The organism is Marinomonas sp. (assembly GCF_965225885.1).
Taxonomy (GTDB): Bacteria; Pseudomonadota; Gammaproteobacteria; order Pseudomonadales; family Marinomonadaceae; genus Marinomonas.
In genome coordinates, this window is record NZ_OZ245329.1 from 1,856,000 (window position 1) to 1,871,442 (window position 15,443).

The 15,443-nt window shown below is 43.4% G+C and carries 13 protein-coding genes and 2 rRNA genes; 6 read left to right on the plus strand and 9 right to left on the minus strand.

The features are described 5' to 3' along the window. Positions 1-222 precede the first annotated feature (222 nt). Positions 223-3,112: ribosomal RNA gene (locus tag ACO05V_RS08800) — 23S ribosomal RNA — on the plus strand. A 217-nt stretch (positions 3,113-3,329) separates the two neighbouring features. Continuing rightward, positions 3,330-3,444, plus strand: a 5S ribosomal RNA gene (rrf, locus tag ACO05V_RS08805). 102 nt (positions 3,445-3,546) lie between these two features. On the opposite strand, the gene ACO05V_RS08810 is transcribed toward rrf, so the two are convergent. From ACO05V_RS08810 to ACO05V_RS08820, 3 genes are all read right to left on the minus strand, one after another. Further along, positions 3,547-4,206: a LysR substrate-binding domain-containing protein gene (locus ACO05V_RS08810; protein ID WP_421856911.1), complete on the minus strand. Its 660-nt coding sequence runs from the start codon at positions 4,204-4,206 to the stop codon at positions 3,547-3,549. Between the two features lie 16 nt (positions 4,207-4,222). Next, the gene (locus ACO05V_RS08815; RefSeq protein ID WP_338269659.1) at positions 4,223-5,434 is read right to left on the minus strand and encodes an IS256 family transposase; all 1,212 of its coding nucleotides are present in this window, start codon (positions 5,432-5,434) and stop codon (positions 4,223-4,225) included. A gap of 63 nt (positions 5,435-5,497) precedes the next feature. Next, positions 5,498-5,827, minus strand: a complete 330-nt coding sequence (locus ACO05V_RS08820) for a LysR family transcriptional regulator (protein ID WP_421849808.1) — start codon at positions 5,825-5,827, stop codon at positions 5,498-5,500. Positions 5,828-5,936: 109 nt separating this feature from the next. On the opposite strand from ACO05V_RS08820, the gene ACO05V_RS08825 reads away from it, so the two are divergent. Continuing rightward, positions 5,937-6,842 carry a DMT family transporter gene (locus ACO05V_RS08825; protein WP_421849811.1) on the plus strand — a complete coding sequence of 302 codons (906 nt, stop codon included), beginning with the start codon at positions 5,937-5,939 and terminating at the stop codon, positions 6,840-6,842. Here the strand turns inward: ACO05V_RS08825 and ACO05V_RS08830 are convergent. Beyond that, positions 6,829-7,569 (minus strand): TetR/AcrR family transcriptional regulator, encoded by a 741-nt coding sequence (locus ACO05V_RS08830; RefSeq protein ID WP_421849814.1) that lies wholly within the window; start codon positions 7,567-7,569, stop codon positions 6,829-6,831. The genes ACO05V_RS08825 and ACO05V_RS08830 overlap by 14 nt on opposite strands. On the opposite strand from ACO05V_RS08830, the gene ACO05V_RS08835 reads away from it, so the two are divergent. Beyond that, complete coding sequence (locus tag ACO05V_RS08835) at positions 7,561-9,582, plus strand: FAD-dependent oxidoreductase (RefSeq protein WP_421849817.1); 2,022 nt, start codon at positions 7,561-7,563, stop codon at positions 9,580-9,582. The genes ACO05V_RS08830 and ACO05V_RS08835 overlap by 9 nt on opposite strands. Before the next feature lie 4 nt (positions 9,583-9,586). On the opposite strand, the gene ACO05V_RS08840 is transcribed toward ACO05V_RS08835, so the two are convergent. From ACO05V_RS08840 to ACO05V_RS08855, 4 genes are all read right to left on the minus strand, one after another. Further along, a complete protein-coding gene (locus ACO05V_RS08840; RefSeq protein ID WP_421849820.1) occupies positions 9,587-10,519 on the minus strand; it encodes a helix-turn-helix domain-containing protein in 933 nt (310 codons plus the stop codon). A gap of 67 nt (positions 10,520-10,586) precedes the next feature. Continuing rightward, the gene (locus tag ACO05V_RS08845) at positions 10,587-11,129 is read right to left on the minus strand and encodes an MFS transporter (RefSeq protein WP_421849822.1); all 543 of its coding nucleotides are present in this window, start codon (positions 11,127-11,129) and stop codon (positions 10,587-10,589) included. Between the two features lie 28 nt (positions 11,130-11,157). Then, the gene (locus tag ACO05V_RS08850) at positions 11,158-11,751 is read right to left on the minus strand and encodes an MFS transporter (protein WP_421849825.1); all 594 of its coding nucleotides are present in this window, start codon (positions 11,749-11,751) and stop codon (positions 11,158-11,160) included. 207 nt (positions 11,752-11,958) lie between these two features. Beyond that, positions 11,959-12,312 (minus strand): YkgJ family cysteine cluster protein, encoded by a 354-nt coding sequence (locus ACO05V_RS08855; RefSeq protein WP_100188393.1) that lies wholly within the window; start codon positions 12,310-12,312, stop codon positions 11,959-11,961. A 185-nt stretch (positions 12,313-12,497) separates the two neighbouring features. On the opposite strand from ACO05V_RS08855, the gene cls reads away from it, so the two are divergent. Beyond that, positions 12,498-13,952, plus strand: coding sequence for a cardiolipin synthase (gene cls / locus ACO05V_RS08860; RefSeq protein ID WP_421849828.1), 1,455 nt, complete (start codon positions 12,498-12,500; stop codon positions 13,950-13,952). 28 nt (positions 13,953-13,980) lie between these two features. Then, positions 13,981-14,751 (plus strand): endonuclease/exonuclease/phosphatase family protein, encoded by a 771-nt coding sequence (locus ACO05V_RS08865; RefSeq protein WP_421849831.1) that lies wholly within the window; start codon positions 13,981-13,983, stop codon positions 14,749-14,751. A gap of 73 nt (positions 14,752-14,824) precedes the next feature. Here the strand turns inward: ACO05V_RS08865 and ACO05V_RS08870 are convergent, their stop codons facing one another. Continuing rightward, positions 14,825-15,343 carry a hypothetical protein gene (locus ACO05V_RS08870; protein ID WP_421849834.1) on the minus strand — a complete coding sequence of 173 codons (519 nt, stop codon included), beginning with the start codon at positions 15,341-15,343 and terminating at the stop codon, positions 14,825-14,827. Between the last annotated feature and the right edge of the window lie 100 nt (positions 15,344-15,443).

Genomic DNA, 15,443 nt, shown 5'->3' on the forward strand with positions numbered 1-15,443 from the left:
GTCTCTGACTTAGTGCTTTGCACTAAACTTGCTCTTTAACAATTCAAATTTTGAAATAACGATGAATCAAGCGTTAAACCGGTGGAAGTTCACTCGCTCTTATTCTTTAAGGATAACGGCTTAGTGACTTCTATTATCGTAAATCCAGAGGGGTACAAAAGCCCTTTGGTATGTGATTCTTAATATTGCACTCTTTTGAGTGGAAACTATTTTGGGTTATATGGTCAAGTGACCAAGCGTGCACGGTGGATGCCTTGGCAGTCAGAGGCGATGAAGGACGTGGTAATCTGCGAAAAGGTTCGGGGAGTCGATAAACAGACTTTGATCCGAACATGTCCGAATGGGGAAACCCACTCTACTTGTAGAGTATCCCACAGTGAATACATAGCTGTGTGGAGGCGAACCCGGGGAACTGAAACATCTAAGTACCCGGAGGAAAAGAAATCAACCGAGATTCCCTAAGTAGCGGCGAGCGAAAGGGGATTAGCCCTTAAGTGGTTTTGGTGTTAGTAGAAGGCTCTGGAAAGTGCCGCGATAGAGGGTGATAGCCCCGTATACGAAAACACCTTAATCATGAAAACGAGTAGGACGGGACACGTGTTATCCTGTCTGAATATGGGGGGACCATCCTCCAAGGCTAAATACTCCTGACTGACCGATAGTGAACCAGTACCGTGAGGGAAAGGCGAAAAGAACCCCTGTGAGGGGAGTGAAATAGATCCTGAAACCGTGTACGTACAAGCAGTGGGAGCGGACTTGTTCCGTGACTGCGTACCTTTTGTATAATGGGTCAACGACTTATTTTCAGTAGCAAGGTTAAGCATGTAGTGGAGCCGTAGGGAAACCGAGTCTTAATAGGGCGTTTAGTTGCTGGGAATAGACCCGAAACCGGGCGATCTATCCATGAGCAGGTTGAAGGTTGAGTAACATCAACTGGAGGACCGAACCCACATCCGTTGAAAAGGCTGGGGATGACTTGTGGATAGGAGTGAAAGGCTAATCAAGCTCGGAGATAGCTGGTTCTCCTCGAAAGCTATTTAGGTAGCGCCTCGTATCTCACCATTGGGGGTAGAGCACTGTTTGGGCTAGGGGGTCATCCCGACTTACCAACCCCATGCAAACTCCGAATACCAATGAGTGCAATTACGGGAGACACACGGCGGGTGCTAACGTCCGTCGTGGAAAGGGAAACAACCCAGACCGTCAGCTAAGGTCCCAAAGTACCAGTTAAGTGGGAAACGATGTGGGAAGGCTTAGACAGCTAGGAGGTTGGCTTAGAAGCAGCCATCCTTTAAAGAAAGCGTAATAGCTCACTAGTCGAGTCGGCCTGCGCGGAAGATATAACGGGGCTCAAACTGGTCACCGAAGCTACGGATGCTTAGTTTACTAGGCATGGTAGAGGAGCGTTCTGTAAGCCGTTGAAGGTCAAGCTGTAAGGCAGGCTGGAGGTATCAGAAGTGCGAATGTTGACATGAGTAACGATAAGGGGAGTGAAAAACTCCCCCGCCGGAAGACCAAGGTTTCCTGTCCCATGTTAATCAGGGCAGGGTGAGTCGGCCCCTAAGGCGAGGCAGAAATGCGTAGTCGATGGGAAACAGGTTAATATTCCTGTACTCGTGCATATTGCGATGGAGAGACGGAGAAGGCTAGGCCAGCACGGCGATGGTTGTCTGTGTTTAAGGCGGTAGGTTTAGGGCTTAGGCAAATCCGGGCCCTTTTAAGACCGAGAACTGATGACGAGCCCTCTTTTGGGCGAAGTGGTTGATGCCATGCTTCCAGGAAAAACTTCTAAGCTTCAGATATGCAGGAACCGTACCCCAAACCGACACAGGTGGTCAGGTAGAGAATACCAAGGCGCTTGAGAGAACTCGGGTGAAGGAACTAGGCAAAATGGTACCGTAACTTCGGGAGAAGGTACGCCGGCCGGTGTGAAGGACTTGCTCCGTAAGCACTAGTCGGTCGAAGATACCAGGTGGCTGCGACTGTTTATTAAAAACACAGCACTCTGCAAACACGAAAGTGGACGTATAGGGTGTGACGCCTGCCCGGTGCTTGAAGGTTAATTGATGGGGTTAGCGCAAGCGAAGCTCTTGATCGAAGCCCAAGTAAACGGCGGCCGTAACTATAACGGTCCTAAGGTAGCGAAATTCCTTGTCGGGTAAGTTCCGACCTGCACGAATGGCGTAACGATGGCCACACTGTCTCCACCCGAGACTCAGTGAAATTGAAATCGCAGTGAAGATGCTGTGTATCCGCGGCTAGACGGAAAGACCCCGTGAACCTTTACTATAGCTTCACAGTGAACTTTGAACCTACTTGTGTAGGATAGGTGGGAGGCTTTGAAGCGCAGACGCTAGTTTGCGTGGAGCCACTCTTGAAATACCACCCTGGTATGTTTGAGGTTCTAACTCAGGTCCCTAATCGGGATCGAGGACACTGTGTGGTGGGTAGTTTGACTGGGGCGGTCTCCTCCCAAAGAGTAACGGAGGAGCACGAAGGTGTGCTCAGCATGGTCGGAAATCATGCATAGAGTGTAAAGGCAAAAGCACGCTTAACTGCGAGACAGACACGTCGAGCAGGTACGAAAGTAGGTCTTAGTGATCCGGTGGTTCTGTATGGAAGGGCCATCGCTCAACGGATAAAAGGTACTCCGGGGATAACAGGCTGATACCGCCCAAGAGTTCACATCGACGGCGGTGTTTGGCACCTCGATGTCGGCTCATCACATCCTGGGGCTGAAGCCGGTCCCAAGGGTATGGCTGTTCGCCATTTAAAGTGGTACGCGAGCTGGGTTTAGAACGTCGTGAGACAGTTCGGTCCCTATCTGCCGTGGACGTTTGAGATTTGAGAGGAGCTGCTCCTAGTACGAGAGGACCGGAGTGGACGAACCTCTGGTGTTCCGGTTGTCACGCCAGTGGCATTGCCGGGTAGCTATGTTCGGACGGGATAACCGCTGAAAGCATCTAAGCGGGAAGCCTCCCTTAAGATAAGATCTCACTGGAACTTAAGTTCCCTAAAGAGCCGTTCGAGACTAGGACGTTGATAGGTTGGGTGTGTAAGTGCTGTGAGGCATTGAGCTAACCAATACTAATTGCTCGTGAGGCTTGACCATATAACACCAAAGTGGTTTTACTGGAGATTGTTCCTGACAATCCCAGCACTTCCTCCATCCATGGAGGTCGTAAAACGTTAAAAAGACACATAATACGATCCGGTTTAATACTTGATACACGTTATTTCAAAAAAGAATTGTTAAAGATCCAAGCACGTATTCGCGTGTTTTGGTAAGACTGACACAGTCCAGCCAGAACAAAACGCAAAACGAATTGCTTGACGATCATAGAGGCGTTGAACCACCTGATCCCATCCCGAACTCAGAAGTGAAAAGCGCCATCGCCGATGGTAGTGTGGGAGATCCCATGTGAGAGTAGGTCGTCGTCAAGCTTTATATTAAGAAAGCCCTGATAGCTAACGCTGTCAGGGCTTTTTTTCGTCTGGAAGAAAGTCTCTGTAGAAAATAAAATACATACCGCCCCAAGAAGTGTTTTATAAAGAGACTGGGCGGTGGGCTTTGGAGAGTGTTTTAGTTTCTTCTTGAAGCCAGTTTTTTAAGTATTGTATGGCTTTTTCGTTTTTACGGCTTTCTTTGTAAACGAGGTGAAAGTTGTCATCGGTTTTATAGGCGCTACAAGGTAGTCTCATTAAAGCTGATTCATTGCTAACATCATTTAGCATGTAGTCATTTACAAGGGCAATTCCAAGCGAATGTTTTGCTGCTTCATAAGCAAGCATAAGATGGCTGAAGCGATGAAACTGGATGTTTGTTGGAAGTGATGTGCCTAAGTGTTCAAACAACCTTCTCCAATCCTCTGTATGTCGCCCATAAATGCTAAAAGCGGTGATTAGTGGGAATTGTGCTAGCGCTGAAGGGGTAGTTTTTAGTATTTTTTCTAATTCGGCATTTGAGTTTAAAGCTAGATTATTTTTAATTATTTCCATATAGGTTTGGCTACAAACAGGAAACAGTTCTTCTTGGTAGAGAGATTCAAAAATAAAGCCTCTTTTGTCTTTTTCTGTGGTAATAAATAGATCAGCAGTGCGGTCAGATAGATCTGGAGAACCGTGGCTCATTTCTATACTAAGTTCGAGGTTTGGGTGTAAACGCTTGAGGTTTGGCAGCCTGGGAATCAGGACCCTGTAACAGATTCTGTGTAACTACCATTTAGTTAAGGTGCTTTTCGAGTCGCTCCTCGAACTCAATAATAAATCGACTCATCGCTTGGCGCCAGTTTTGAATGGGCATTGTCCATTTTTTACTGGCCTCTCTAATGGCAAGATAAACCATTTTCCTCGCAGAATCGTCGCTTGGGAAGACTTTACGTTTTTTAATGGCTCTACGGATGACACTGTTCAGTGATTCAATAGCGTTCGTTGTGTAGATCGCTTTGCGGATATCGTCAGGGTAACTAAACAGTGTATTAAGATTATGCCAGTGATTGCGCCACGATTTGGTGATTTGCGGGTATTGATCGTCCCAGACGCCTGCGAAACGATCTAACTCCAACAAGGCTTCTTCTTCCGTTGCAGAGCGGTAAACTTGCTTTAAGTCCGCCGTCACCGCTTTGTAGTCTTTCCATGATACATACTTCAATGAGTTGCGTACCATATGCACGATACACAGTTGAATGCTGGTTTGTGGGAAAACGGCATTGATGGCTTCTGGGAAGCCTTTTAGACCATCAACACAAGCGATGAGAATATCTTCTACACCACGCTGCTGAAGCTCAGTGAGGACGTTTAGCCAGAACTTAGCCCCTTCGTTCTCAGCAATCCACATGCCCATGAGTTCTTTATGACCGTCGGTGTTGATACCGAGTGCCAAGAAAATCGATTTATTGATAACACGCTTATCTTGGCGGATTTTCAACACAATACAATCAAGATACACAATGGGATAGATGGCATCCAAGGGGCGTGCTTGCCATTCAGTTACTTGCTCGATCACCGCGTTGGTAACACGTGATACCAGTGTCGGAGATATCTCAGCACCGTACCATTCATCGAAGGCATTGACGATGTCTCGGGTGCTCATACCTTGCGCGTAGAGCCATAGGATTTTATCGTCCATGGAAGTAAAGCGGGATTGGTGCTTTTTGACCAGCTTTGGTTCAAAAGAACCTTCGCGGTCACGAGGCGTATCCAGTTCAAACTCACCATCTTCCGTCTTAATACGCTTACTGTTCTTACCATTACGACTGTTGGTTGACGAGGATTTTTGATGTCTCTCGTAACCCAGATGCTCATCCATCTCTGCATTCAAGGCCGCCTCAACGGTAATCTTCTTCAGCATTTGGCTAAATTCGTTAAGATCCTCAGGCGTTTTAATGCCTTTGGCGGCTTCTTTTGCGAAGGCTTCCAGTTCTTTTTGGTTCATTTGCATCTACCTATCCTTAATTCTCTATAGAATATGTTGTGATAGGTAGTTACACAAAATTAGTTACAGTCTCGGAATCAGCCAATAGACAGCAAATGAGCTGTATACCGCCAATCTGATATGAGTTGTTTGTTCGCCTTTTATTTGGCTTGTGGCTTGTGCTATTTGGATTAATGAATGACCGATTGCATCCAAATATTGTTTCCCTTCTTTTGTTAGTTCTAGATGTCGACCTTGGCGATGAAATAAGCTTTCACCTAAGTGGTTTTCTAAAATTCTAATTTGATGTGATACGGCGCTTTGGCTGACATTGAGCTCATTCGCAGCTAAAGAGAAGCTATTAAGGCGAGCGACGGCTTCAAACACAGGTAATGATTTTAGTGGAGGGAGCATTTTAATATCCAAATAACTAATAGATAATTTAAATATATCATTTTATCTAATGTATTTGTCTCTCTACACTGCTTCCTGAATGTTTTTAATGTTGCGTTGAGGGAAGTGTATGTCTGGCCGTACTTTAGGTAGCGCTATTTTTGTTCTTGTACTTGGTAGCTTTTTTGCAACGTTATGTGATGTTGTGGTTAAGCTTGCCGATGCAAAAGTCGCGATTTATCAGCTTACTTTTCTTAGAATTGTGTTTATGTGCTTGATCCTTTTACCAATTGTTTTTGTAAGGATGTGGCGTCGCCCAGATCATCTTTCTGTTGGTATAAAGCTGCATTTTATACGAGGACACTTATGGATTGTCGCAGCACTCTTCTTGGTTTTGTCTTTGTCTGAATTATCTTTAGCGACCGCCAATGCCGTTTTCTATACCATTCCTATTTTTATTATGGTGTTTGCTACGGTCTTTTATAAAGAGCGTTTAACACTGGATGTCGTCGTGACAGCTATTTGTGGGTTTGTAGGAGTGCTGGTAATTCTTCGACCTACGGAAGTGAGTATGGGGATGATTAGTGCGGTACTGTTTGCTGTGTCGATCGCGTTAAATAGTTTATTAATCAAAAAAATACCTCAACAGCAAGACATGCTATACGGTTTGTTGATTACTCAAATGTGCGCTTTGCCAGTTTCTGGAGGGTTGGCTTGGTGGGAAGGTGAGCCTTTGCAATTAGAGTTAGTTATTTATGCTGCCTTGGCTTCGGTTTGTTCAATTTTGTATTGCATGGCATGCCTGACTGGATATCGATATGTGGAATCAAGTAAAGTTACCAGTGCAGAGTATTCTGGTTTGATTTTTGCTTTTTTAATTGGTTGGCTATTTTTTGATGAGACGTTAGATATGTGGCTTTTCATCGGCTCATTCCTAATTATAGCGCCACTCTTTTACTTGACTCACAGAGATGCGAGAAAACTACGAAAAGATCAGTTATTGTCCAATGCCCGTGCAAACCTCAATGCTGGTTGATGAGTTGGATTGAGCAAAGGTTGTTAATCATTTGTTCAATCATATCTGTTGAATCTTCTGTGTCTAGATAGATACCATCTATAAACAGTCGGGCTAGTCCATGTATGCTAGCCCAAGTTGTTTGTCCAATCCTGAGCGGTGTATTGTTGTTTGGCAGGATATTTTGCTCTTGTAACTCTTCCACCCAGTCGATCCAGGCTTTGAAGGTTTGCTTAGATGCTGCTTTTAGCGAGTCGCTTGGGGCGCCAGCTTTCCACAGGGCTCTGCCATACATAAGATCATATGTTTCGTTATGTTGAAGCGCGTATTCTAAATAAGTGTGAACGTATTTCTTGAAACCTTCTTCAGCGGTGTTTTTTTCTGACCTTAAAACGTTGAGCATTTTTGCTTGCTCGTAAAAGCCTTGTTCTGCTAGTGCGCATAGTAGCGCGTTTTTATCTTTGAAGTGATGGTAAGGCGCTGTTCTTGAAACACCAACAGTGTCTGCAAGTTTGCGCATACTGAGACTTTCGACGCCTTGTTCTTTAATGATTAAAGAGGCGGACTCAAGTAAAGATTTAGTGAGATCACCATGGTGATATTGTGTTTTTAATGTCGACATGGGCTGATTAAATACTTCTATCTTGACAATGTCAAAATGAAAACCTATCTTGACAGTGTCAAAATTGCTTGCGGGCAGCAGCAATCTAAAAAATAATAAACAAAGTGAGTCATAATTATGAGCCATTCAACCTATCCGAATTTATTTGAACCGTTAGATCTAGGGTTTACTCAGTTAAAAAATCGAGTGCTGATGGGATCGATGCATTTAGGTTTAGAAGAAGTGAAGGGCGGAATAGAGAGAATGGCTGTGTTTTATGCAGAGCGTGCTCGTGGCGGGGTTGGGCTTATCGTTACGGGTGGCATTGCACCTAATTCTGAAGGCGCTGTTTATGCAGGTGCGGCGACAATGGCATCTGAAGAAGATGTTGAAAAGCATCGAATCATTACCAGTGCAGTGCACGCAGAAGGCGGAAAGATATGCATGCAAATCTTGCATACGGGCCGTTATGCGTACAACCCAAAACTGGTTGCACCGTCAGCTTTACAAGCACCGATTAATCCTTTTAAGCCTGAGGCACTGACTCCAGAAGGCATTGAAAAGCAAATATCCGATTTTATCAATGCCGCTACTTTAGCGAAAAAAGCTGGTTATGATGGTGTTGAGGTGATGGGGTCAGAAGGCTATCTGCTGAACCAATTCATTGCTGCTCGAACAAATCAACGTGAGGACGAGTGGGGTGGAGAGTACGATCATCGTATTAAATTGCCGACAGACATAGTAAGACGAATTCGAGAAGCGGTAGGCAGTGATTTTATTATTATCTACCGATTGTCTATGTTGGATCTTGTTGAAGGCGGTAGCGACCTTGAAGAGGTTGTGAAACTTGGTCTTGCCATCGAAAAAGCGGGTGCGAGTATCATAAGTACAGGAATTGGTTGGCACGAAGCGAGAGTGCCGACGATTGCCACCAAAGTACCACGAGCGGCATTCACTTGGGTAACGGCTGAGCTGCGTAAATCCTTATCTGTGCCTTTGGTCACCTCCAATCGAATTAATACACCTGAAGTGGCGGAGCAGGTTCTAGCTCGTGGTGATGCAGATATTGTGTCTATGGCGAGACCTTTCCTTGCCGACCCTGAATTTGTGGTAAAAGCTGAGCAAAATCGTGCTGACGAAATCAACACCTGTATTGCTTGTAACCAAGCCTGTTTGGATCATGTATTTGATCAAAAAATGACATCTTGTTTGGTCAACCCAAGAGCGTGTCATGAAACTGAGATCATTATCACACCAGTTGATTCCCCTAAGCGTATTGCTGTTGTTGGAGCTGGCCCTGCTGGTTTAGCGTTTGCTACCACGGCAGCAAAGCGCGGACATATTGTTACTTTATATGATGCGGGCAATGAAATTGGCGGGCAATTTAATATCGCCAAACGCATCCCTGGTAAAGGCGAGTTTTATGAAACTTTGCGATATTTTGCGCGTCAGGTAGAACTGACAGGCGTTAATCTGCAATTGAAGACTCGTGTGGATGGTGAGTTGTTGAAGAAAGAGGAATTTGATGAGGTTGTACTGGCAACGGGGATCTTGCCTAGAACCCCGGAGATTGAAGGAATAGAGCATCAAAAAGTACTGAGTTATTTAGATGTGATAAGTGGTCACCCTGTTGGTAAACGAGTTGCCGTTATTGGTGCCGGTGGCATTGGTTTTGATATCAGTGAGTATTTAATGCATTCGACAGCGCATAAAGAACAAAAAATTGAGGACTTCATGACTCAGTGGGGCGTAGATATGAATTTTTCAGCCCGCGGAGGGGTTGAAGGAATCAAGCCTGTATTTGAAAAAGCCGAGCGCGAGATTTTCTTGTTACAACGTAAGAAAAGCAAAGTGGGCGCTAACTTAGGCAAAACGACAGGTTGGATTCATCGTACAGAATTGTCGAAAAAAGGTGTCGTCTTTTTGTCAGATTGTGATTATCAACGTATTGATGATGAAGGGCTGTATTTAACGGTAAATGGCGAAGCCCGTTGTCTTGAGGTCGATACGATTGTTGTGTGCGCGGGACAAGAGCCAAACCGATTATTAGAACATGAGATTGGGCAAGCGGTTCACTTCATCGGAGGAGCTGATGTGGCTTCTGAGCTAGATGCGAAGCGAGCTATTAAACAAGGGACTTTATTGGCGTGTGAGTTGTGAGTTTCTATTTTTTAATTAAATTCGGCACCTTTGTTCTGGTTGTCATCGACTTTCGGTATTGCATTGGTGTCATGCCTTTAAACTTTCTGAATGCTCTTATCAGATTGTTGCTATAGGCAAATCCTACTTTTTCCGCCAGTAGGTTAAGTGGGGCATCTGATTCAGTGAGCAGTGTTTCTAGCAACTGCATTCTGGCTAAAAATATGTATTGATGGGGCGCCATACCAAAGGTGTTTTTAAACACTCGGGCAAAATGGAATTTACTCAGCGATACGACCTTTGCTATTCCATCAAGTGATAATTCGGCATGCAAATTTGCCATGATATAGTCTTGCAGCGCTTTTTTCTTAGCTGAGGTGAAAGTCGTACTGATTAGGTCGTTGGCCGTTGTGATTCCTGCATAATGTTTTTGGACATGGAGCGATAGGAGGGTTGAAATAGTTTCACCATAAGATGGTCCAAATAGGCTTGGGGTCATCATTTCTGCTTTTAATTGCAAAGCGAGTTGCAGCATAAAGTCATCTTTTATTCCCATTTTGGGTATTAATGCTTTTGCTTCCAGTTCGGTGATTGGTAATAAGATACGGAAAATCTGTGAGCTTTGTTGTGTATCGTTATGCTCCCAGCGCCAAGATGAACCCTCTCCCCCAGCTGGAGCAATATACCACTCATTATTTCTTTTGGTGTATTTGCGCCATGCTTCTTTATTAAAGCTTACTTCGCCATGTTCTGTTGCACCACGGTATAGTACTAATTGATGTTGCTTTGTTGCAGGTCGATAACATTCATTTAAGCCATATGATTGCTTGTGAATGGTGGCAAAGGCATTTTGCCACTGACAGTGACTAGAATCGACAATTATGTCTTCTGACGGTATGCCAAAATACCGAGCAGTGTCAGACTGCTTCTGTGCTCTAAGAGCATCAGGTATATTCATATAGCCACCTTTTTTTGATTCATCACTGTCATATAAGTGAAGTATCGTTTTTATAGATTCTCAATATTTAATTTTGCACTAGTCCTTTACGGTTGAAGCAGAACCAAGCCATTCCAGAGCAAATAAAACACAGTATAAATGAGATAATGGCAATGGTCGAAAAACCATAGTGAGTAAAAATATAACCGTAAACTAGGCTTCCTAGCATGGTTCCACCATAGGATAGGGCACTGTAGATGCCTAAGGTTGCTGTTTTGTAGCCTGAGCTAAGTTGAATCAGTAGGCTTACGATGACATTCAAGCCAAAATGATTGACGCCTCCCCATAACAAACAGGTTATCAACAATAGATATAGGCTTGAATTACTCAGCGCGAGAATTATATAAACGACTGAAATGATGATAAAAATGATACTGGCACAAGCGCGAGCGCTAAATTTGTCGATCCAATGGGATTTCATGCTTGCTAAACCAAAACCTATGCCATAAGTCAAGGTAATCAAACCCGCCAGCGATGCGTTGTTATAAAAGCTATTTCTGGCAAAGGTGCCGATAAAGGAATACAAGCCATAAAATGAGGTCATGTATAGCAAGGTAATGATGAACATCATCAAAATTGCTGGTTGCTGACAGTATTCCTTAAAAGGAAAGCCCGTTTTTTTTTGTGTTAGTTTCGATCACAGGTAGCTTGCTACTGAAGAACAAAAATACTAGCCCTAGTATTGCCAAAAGCATGTAAGCACAACGCCAGTTGCTGACATCCGCGATTGTTGCCGAGAGAGGGATGCCAACCACCATGGCTAAAGACCAACCAGTAATAACTTTCCCTAGTGCCGCAGATTCTTTTCCTTTAGGAGCGATATGTGAGGTCACCGAATAGATAGCCGGCAACATAAGCCCGGCAGCCAAACCTGTTAATGCCTGCGCTAAAGTGAGCATCCACCATGACATGGACATAGCGCTTAGTATTATGCCAAAGACCATCAGTACCCCTGCCAAGCTTATTGTGCGAGTTACACCTATTTTTCCTGCATAGGGCGCGAGAAATAATGACGAAAGCGCAGTGGCGCCACCATATGCAGAAATGGCTCTGGAAATCTCTGAGGTAGAAGCCGAGAGGTTGGTGGCAATGTCATTGAGAATAGGGCTGATTAGAAAAGAGTTACAGCCAATAATCGCGATGGCAATCATCAGAATGATAATATTACCGTCGGTTTGCTTCGTTAAAGACATGACTCTCCTCCAATCCATGATTCGTGTTTATAGCAAGGTTTTGTCAGACATCGTTGTTGTTTATATGTCTCTACTAAAGGTAACGTGATTTCATCAAGAAAAGGGATCTCATATTGCTTAATAATGATCCCTTCTTGTTGTTCATAAATGAGATTTACTATCCTTGGATGTAAAAGGAATAAAATTCGGCTTTGGATTGGAGTGTAATTACACCAGTACTTGCCTAGTCGTGGCGATGTAGTGATGGACCTGATCCTCAATTTTAGAATCGACCATGGTTTCTGGTCCGCAATCATTAGGGCAGGCCATTTTTGGTGTCGTGCCGAAAAGTCGGCAAATTAGCGGACGTTCATCGTAGACTTCGCAACCATTCGGTCCTAAGTGGACGCAATTGAGCTCCTCTAAAGCCGCGTCATGCTCTGCATCCGATTTGACAGGTAAGCGCAACATTTCTTCCGATGAGGCGGTGACAGGCCCGCAGCAGTCGTGACAGCCCGGCTTGCATTTGAAAGTCGGAATTCGCTCTCGTAGCCGTGCAATAATGTCTCGGTCATTGGTCATGTATTTCTGCCTTTGGGTCGCTGTTTTAGCATTATTGCTGATATCTTGAACTTAATTATTGCCCGAATAGCTCGTAAGCTTTCTGTAAACCGCTTTATCTCGTTGATTAATGGTGTAACTTATCACATATGAAATAGTTGATAAAAGTAACGGATAGCGGCGACAAATTATTAGAGTTGGAGTTTATGCAGGTATTAGAAGCATTGTTTGAATGGATTAGCTTTCACTGGGTAACTATTATCGTCGTGTTGCATATTGGTTTGTCTGTTGTGACATCCTTGCATGTGCTGCTGTTCAAAGAAAACGAACGTACTTCTCTTGCTTGGATAGGCCTGGTGATATTTTCGCCTGTATTAGGCAGTTTGTTCTACTGGTTGTTTGGCATAAACCGCATTAGGCGTATAGCAAAGAGAGAACATCCTCAAACGCTTAAACAAGACTTTCGTTATAAAGAGGATTGTATTGATTTTCACTGTCTACCTGAAAACTGGCATTCCTCTGTTATTGCGGGATACACCATTCATCCAGTTAATTATGTTGATGATAATAGTATTGAGCCCCTTGTTAACGGCGATAATGCTTATCCTGCGATGATCAAATCTATTCAAGCTGCAAAACATCACATTGTTTTATCGAGTTATATTTTTGATTACGACTCACTCGGGCGTCAATTCGTTAATGCACTAGCACAAGCGCAGCAGCGAGGTGTGGTGGTGCATGTTTTGTTAGATGGCATTGGAGTTGGTTATAGCTGGCGTAAATCAGATAGGGCATTAAAGAGACGAGGTGTGAGAACCGCGCAATTTTTACCTGCGATTTCATTTACAAGCATTCGTTTTATTAACCTAAGAAACCACAGAAAAATACTCTGTGTCGATGGTGAAGAAGCTTATATTGGCGGCATGAATATCAGTAAAAATAACCAAGTGAATTCTGCTAAGCATCCGATTGATGATGTTCATTTTAGAGTAACTGGTCCTGTGATTGATCAGATTAGCCAAGTGTTTATAGAAGACTGGTTTTTTGCCACAAGAGAGTTGATTCAATTTCCTTCCTACAGCCCAAGCACTCCGAAGGTAAAAAATGATAAATCCGTTGTCGCTAGGGTCATTCAAGATGGCCCAGATGAGCATCATAATAGGATACGTTGGACATTAATTAACGCACTCGTTTGCGCGCAAACAAGCGTTAAGATTATCACGCCTTATTTTATTCCAGACCAAACATTAATGACGTCTCTTCATGCCGCAGCTTTGCGTGGTGTAGATGTTGAAATTATTGTGCCTGAGCACAGTAATATTCTTTTCGTTGATTGGGTTATGGAAGCCAATTATTCAAGAATCATAGAGCACGGTATAAAGATATACAAAAACAAGAGGCCATTTGATCACAGTAAAATCGTTCTTATCGATGATATTTGGTCATTTATAGGCTCTACGAACTGGGATGCCAGAAGTTTGGAATTTAACTTTGAAATAAACCTAGAGTGTTTTGATACGAGACTGAATTCGCAGCTTAATGAGTTGTTTGAGTCGAAGAGATTTAACGCTGAGCGAGTATTAGCAGAAGAGATGAATAACCTATCCATCTATAAAAAAGTCCGTAATAACTTGTTTCGTTTGTTTTCGCCGTATTTGTGATTTTTAGTGCTTTTTTGGGGGCATCTTGATGATTAAAAGTCGATATAGCGCTGTTGAATCGTTAAAAGTAATGGGTAGTGCCTCTAAAGAGCTTATGGGGCCAAGTATCAAGGTGTTGCTGTGGAATGTATTCAAATGCAAACGAAAGGGTTGGCAGAATGATTTTATTTCTCTGACGGACGACAAAGATTTAATTCTGCTTCAAGAGGCTATTTTAAACTCACCTTATGATGGTCTTTTTAACCACTCTTCACAGCATCAGTGGATTATGGCGAGTAGCTTTAAACATGTAAAATCCAACATTGAAACGGGGGTTAAAACCGGATCAAGTGTTGTGGCAAGTAAGCATTTTTTTTCAGCGTCTGCTCATAGTGAACCTGTTACTAATACCAAAAAAATGGTGTTAGCGACTGAGTATCCGCTAGCGAGTTCGGCAGAGTCTTCTCTTGAGCAGTCGTTGCTTGTTATCAATACTCACATGATCAACTTTGTTTCTTTCGAGAAGTTCAGGGCGCATTTAGATCAGGCTTTTCAGGCACTAGAACATCATAATGGTCCAATCTTATTAGCTGGTGATTTTAATACTTGGAACAAAAAAAGAATGCAGTATTTTAATGAGTTGGCTATTTCATGTTCGTTAAAAGAAGTTCAGATCACGCGCCAGCCAAGGCTAGGTCATTTATTCCGTCACCTTGATCATATCTACTGTCGTGGCTTAGGTATTATTGATGTGCATGTTCACACAGACATTCATTCTTCCGATCATTACCCAATCAGTTTGTCGCTCCATATCTCTTAGTTTGGGAATTAAGTAAGACGAACCAAAACGGCAGTTTTATTTTTTTAGTTGGCTCTAATTCGCCTATTAGGCGCTATTGACTCTTTTCGTTTGGCTCGCCAGTTTTTAGCAGTTTGAGTAAGTCTTCTCTTTCTATGCTGCCTTTTAGTGCTAAGTCTAGCTGATATTGATATTCGTCATTCCAGTCGGTGGTTCTTGGACTGAGCGCAGCTAAGTCTCCCATGGCCGATTTCATTACTTTCAAATAGGCCTGAATATTTCGCTCTTGGTCGACTAAAATATTTTTTAGTGCCGTTGCGCTGCTGTGTCTTAGGTAGAGTTTAAGTACATCCGTTTGTTCTTCAATTGCTTTTATTTTTGCGTCTTGTTGGGAAAGTGATTGCTCAACATTTGAAAGTAGAGCGCTTTGCTTAGTAATTTCTTCTGTGACTTGAGGGTCTTTTTGCGAAGGCTGAAGCAGAAAGTAAGTGACGCCAGAAGAGGTGGCAACACTAAAAACAAAACATAGGAAAAAGGCGATAATAAGCATGATTGGCTTTTTCCTAGGAGCTTCTTCCTGAAGCTTTTTATCATCATTAGGTTTTGATGGCATGGTCTTTCCTTTTGGTTCTGCTCATTGAAATTAATAGTGTGCTTATTTGTACGAAAAGGACAAGGCTTTTGTCACTCATGATTTTTCAAAATGGTGATGA

Excerpts from the sequence above, each read along its gene's own strand:
- ACO05V_RS08815 (WP_338269659.1), bottom strand. The coding sequence starts at position 5,434 with ATGAACCAAAAAGAACTGGAAGCCTTCGCAAAAGAAGCCGCCAAAGGC.
- ACO05V_RS08820 (WP_421849808.1), bottom strand. The coding sequence starts at position 5,827 with ATGCTCCCTCCACTAAAATCATTACCTGTGTTTGAAGCCGTCGCTCGC.
- ACO05V_RS08825 (WP_421849811.1), top strand. The coding sequence starts at position 5,937 with ATGTCTGGCCGTACTTTAGGTAGCGCTATTTTTGTTCTTGTACTTGGT.
- ACO05V_RS08835 (WP_421849817.1), top strand. The coding sequence starts at position 7,561 with ATGAGCCATTCAACCTATCCGAATTTATTTGAACCGTTAGATCTAGGG.
- ACO05V_RS08830 (WP_421849814.1), bottom strand. The coding sequence starts at position 7,569 with ATGGCTCATAATTATGACTCACTTTGTTTATTATTTTTTAGATTGCTG.
- ACO05V_RS08840 (WP_421849820.1), bottom strand. The coding sequence starts at position 10,519 with ATGAATATACCTGATGCTCTTAGAGCACAGAAGCAGTCTGACACTGCT.
- ACO05V_RS08845 (WP_421849822.1), bottom strand. The coding sequence starts at position 11,129 with ATGATGTTCATCATTACCTTGCTATACATGACCTCATTTTATGGCTTG.
- ACO05V_RS08850 (WP_421849825.1), bottom strand. The coding sequence starts at position 11,751 with ATGTCTTTAACGAAGCAAACCGACGGTAATATTATCATTCTGATGATT.
- ACO05V_RS08855 (WP_100188393.1), bottom strand. The coding sequence starts at position 12,312 with ATGACCAATGACCGAGACATTATTGCACGGCTACGAGAGCGAATTCCG.
- cls (WP_421849828.1), top strand. The coding sequence starts at position 12,498 with ATGCAGGTATTAGAAGCATTGTTTGAATGGATTAGCTTTCACTGGGTA.
- ACO05V_RS08865 (WP_421849831.1), top strand. The coding sequence starts at position 13,981 with ATGATTAAAAGTCGATATAGCGCTGTTGAATCGTTAAAAGTAATGGGT.
- ACO05V_RS08870 (WP_421849834.1), bottom strand. The coding sequence starts at position 15,343 with ATGCCATCAAAACCTAATGATGATAAAAAGCTTCAGGAAGAAGCTCCT.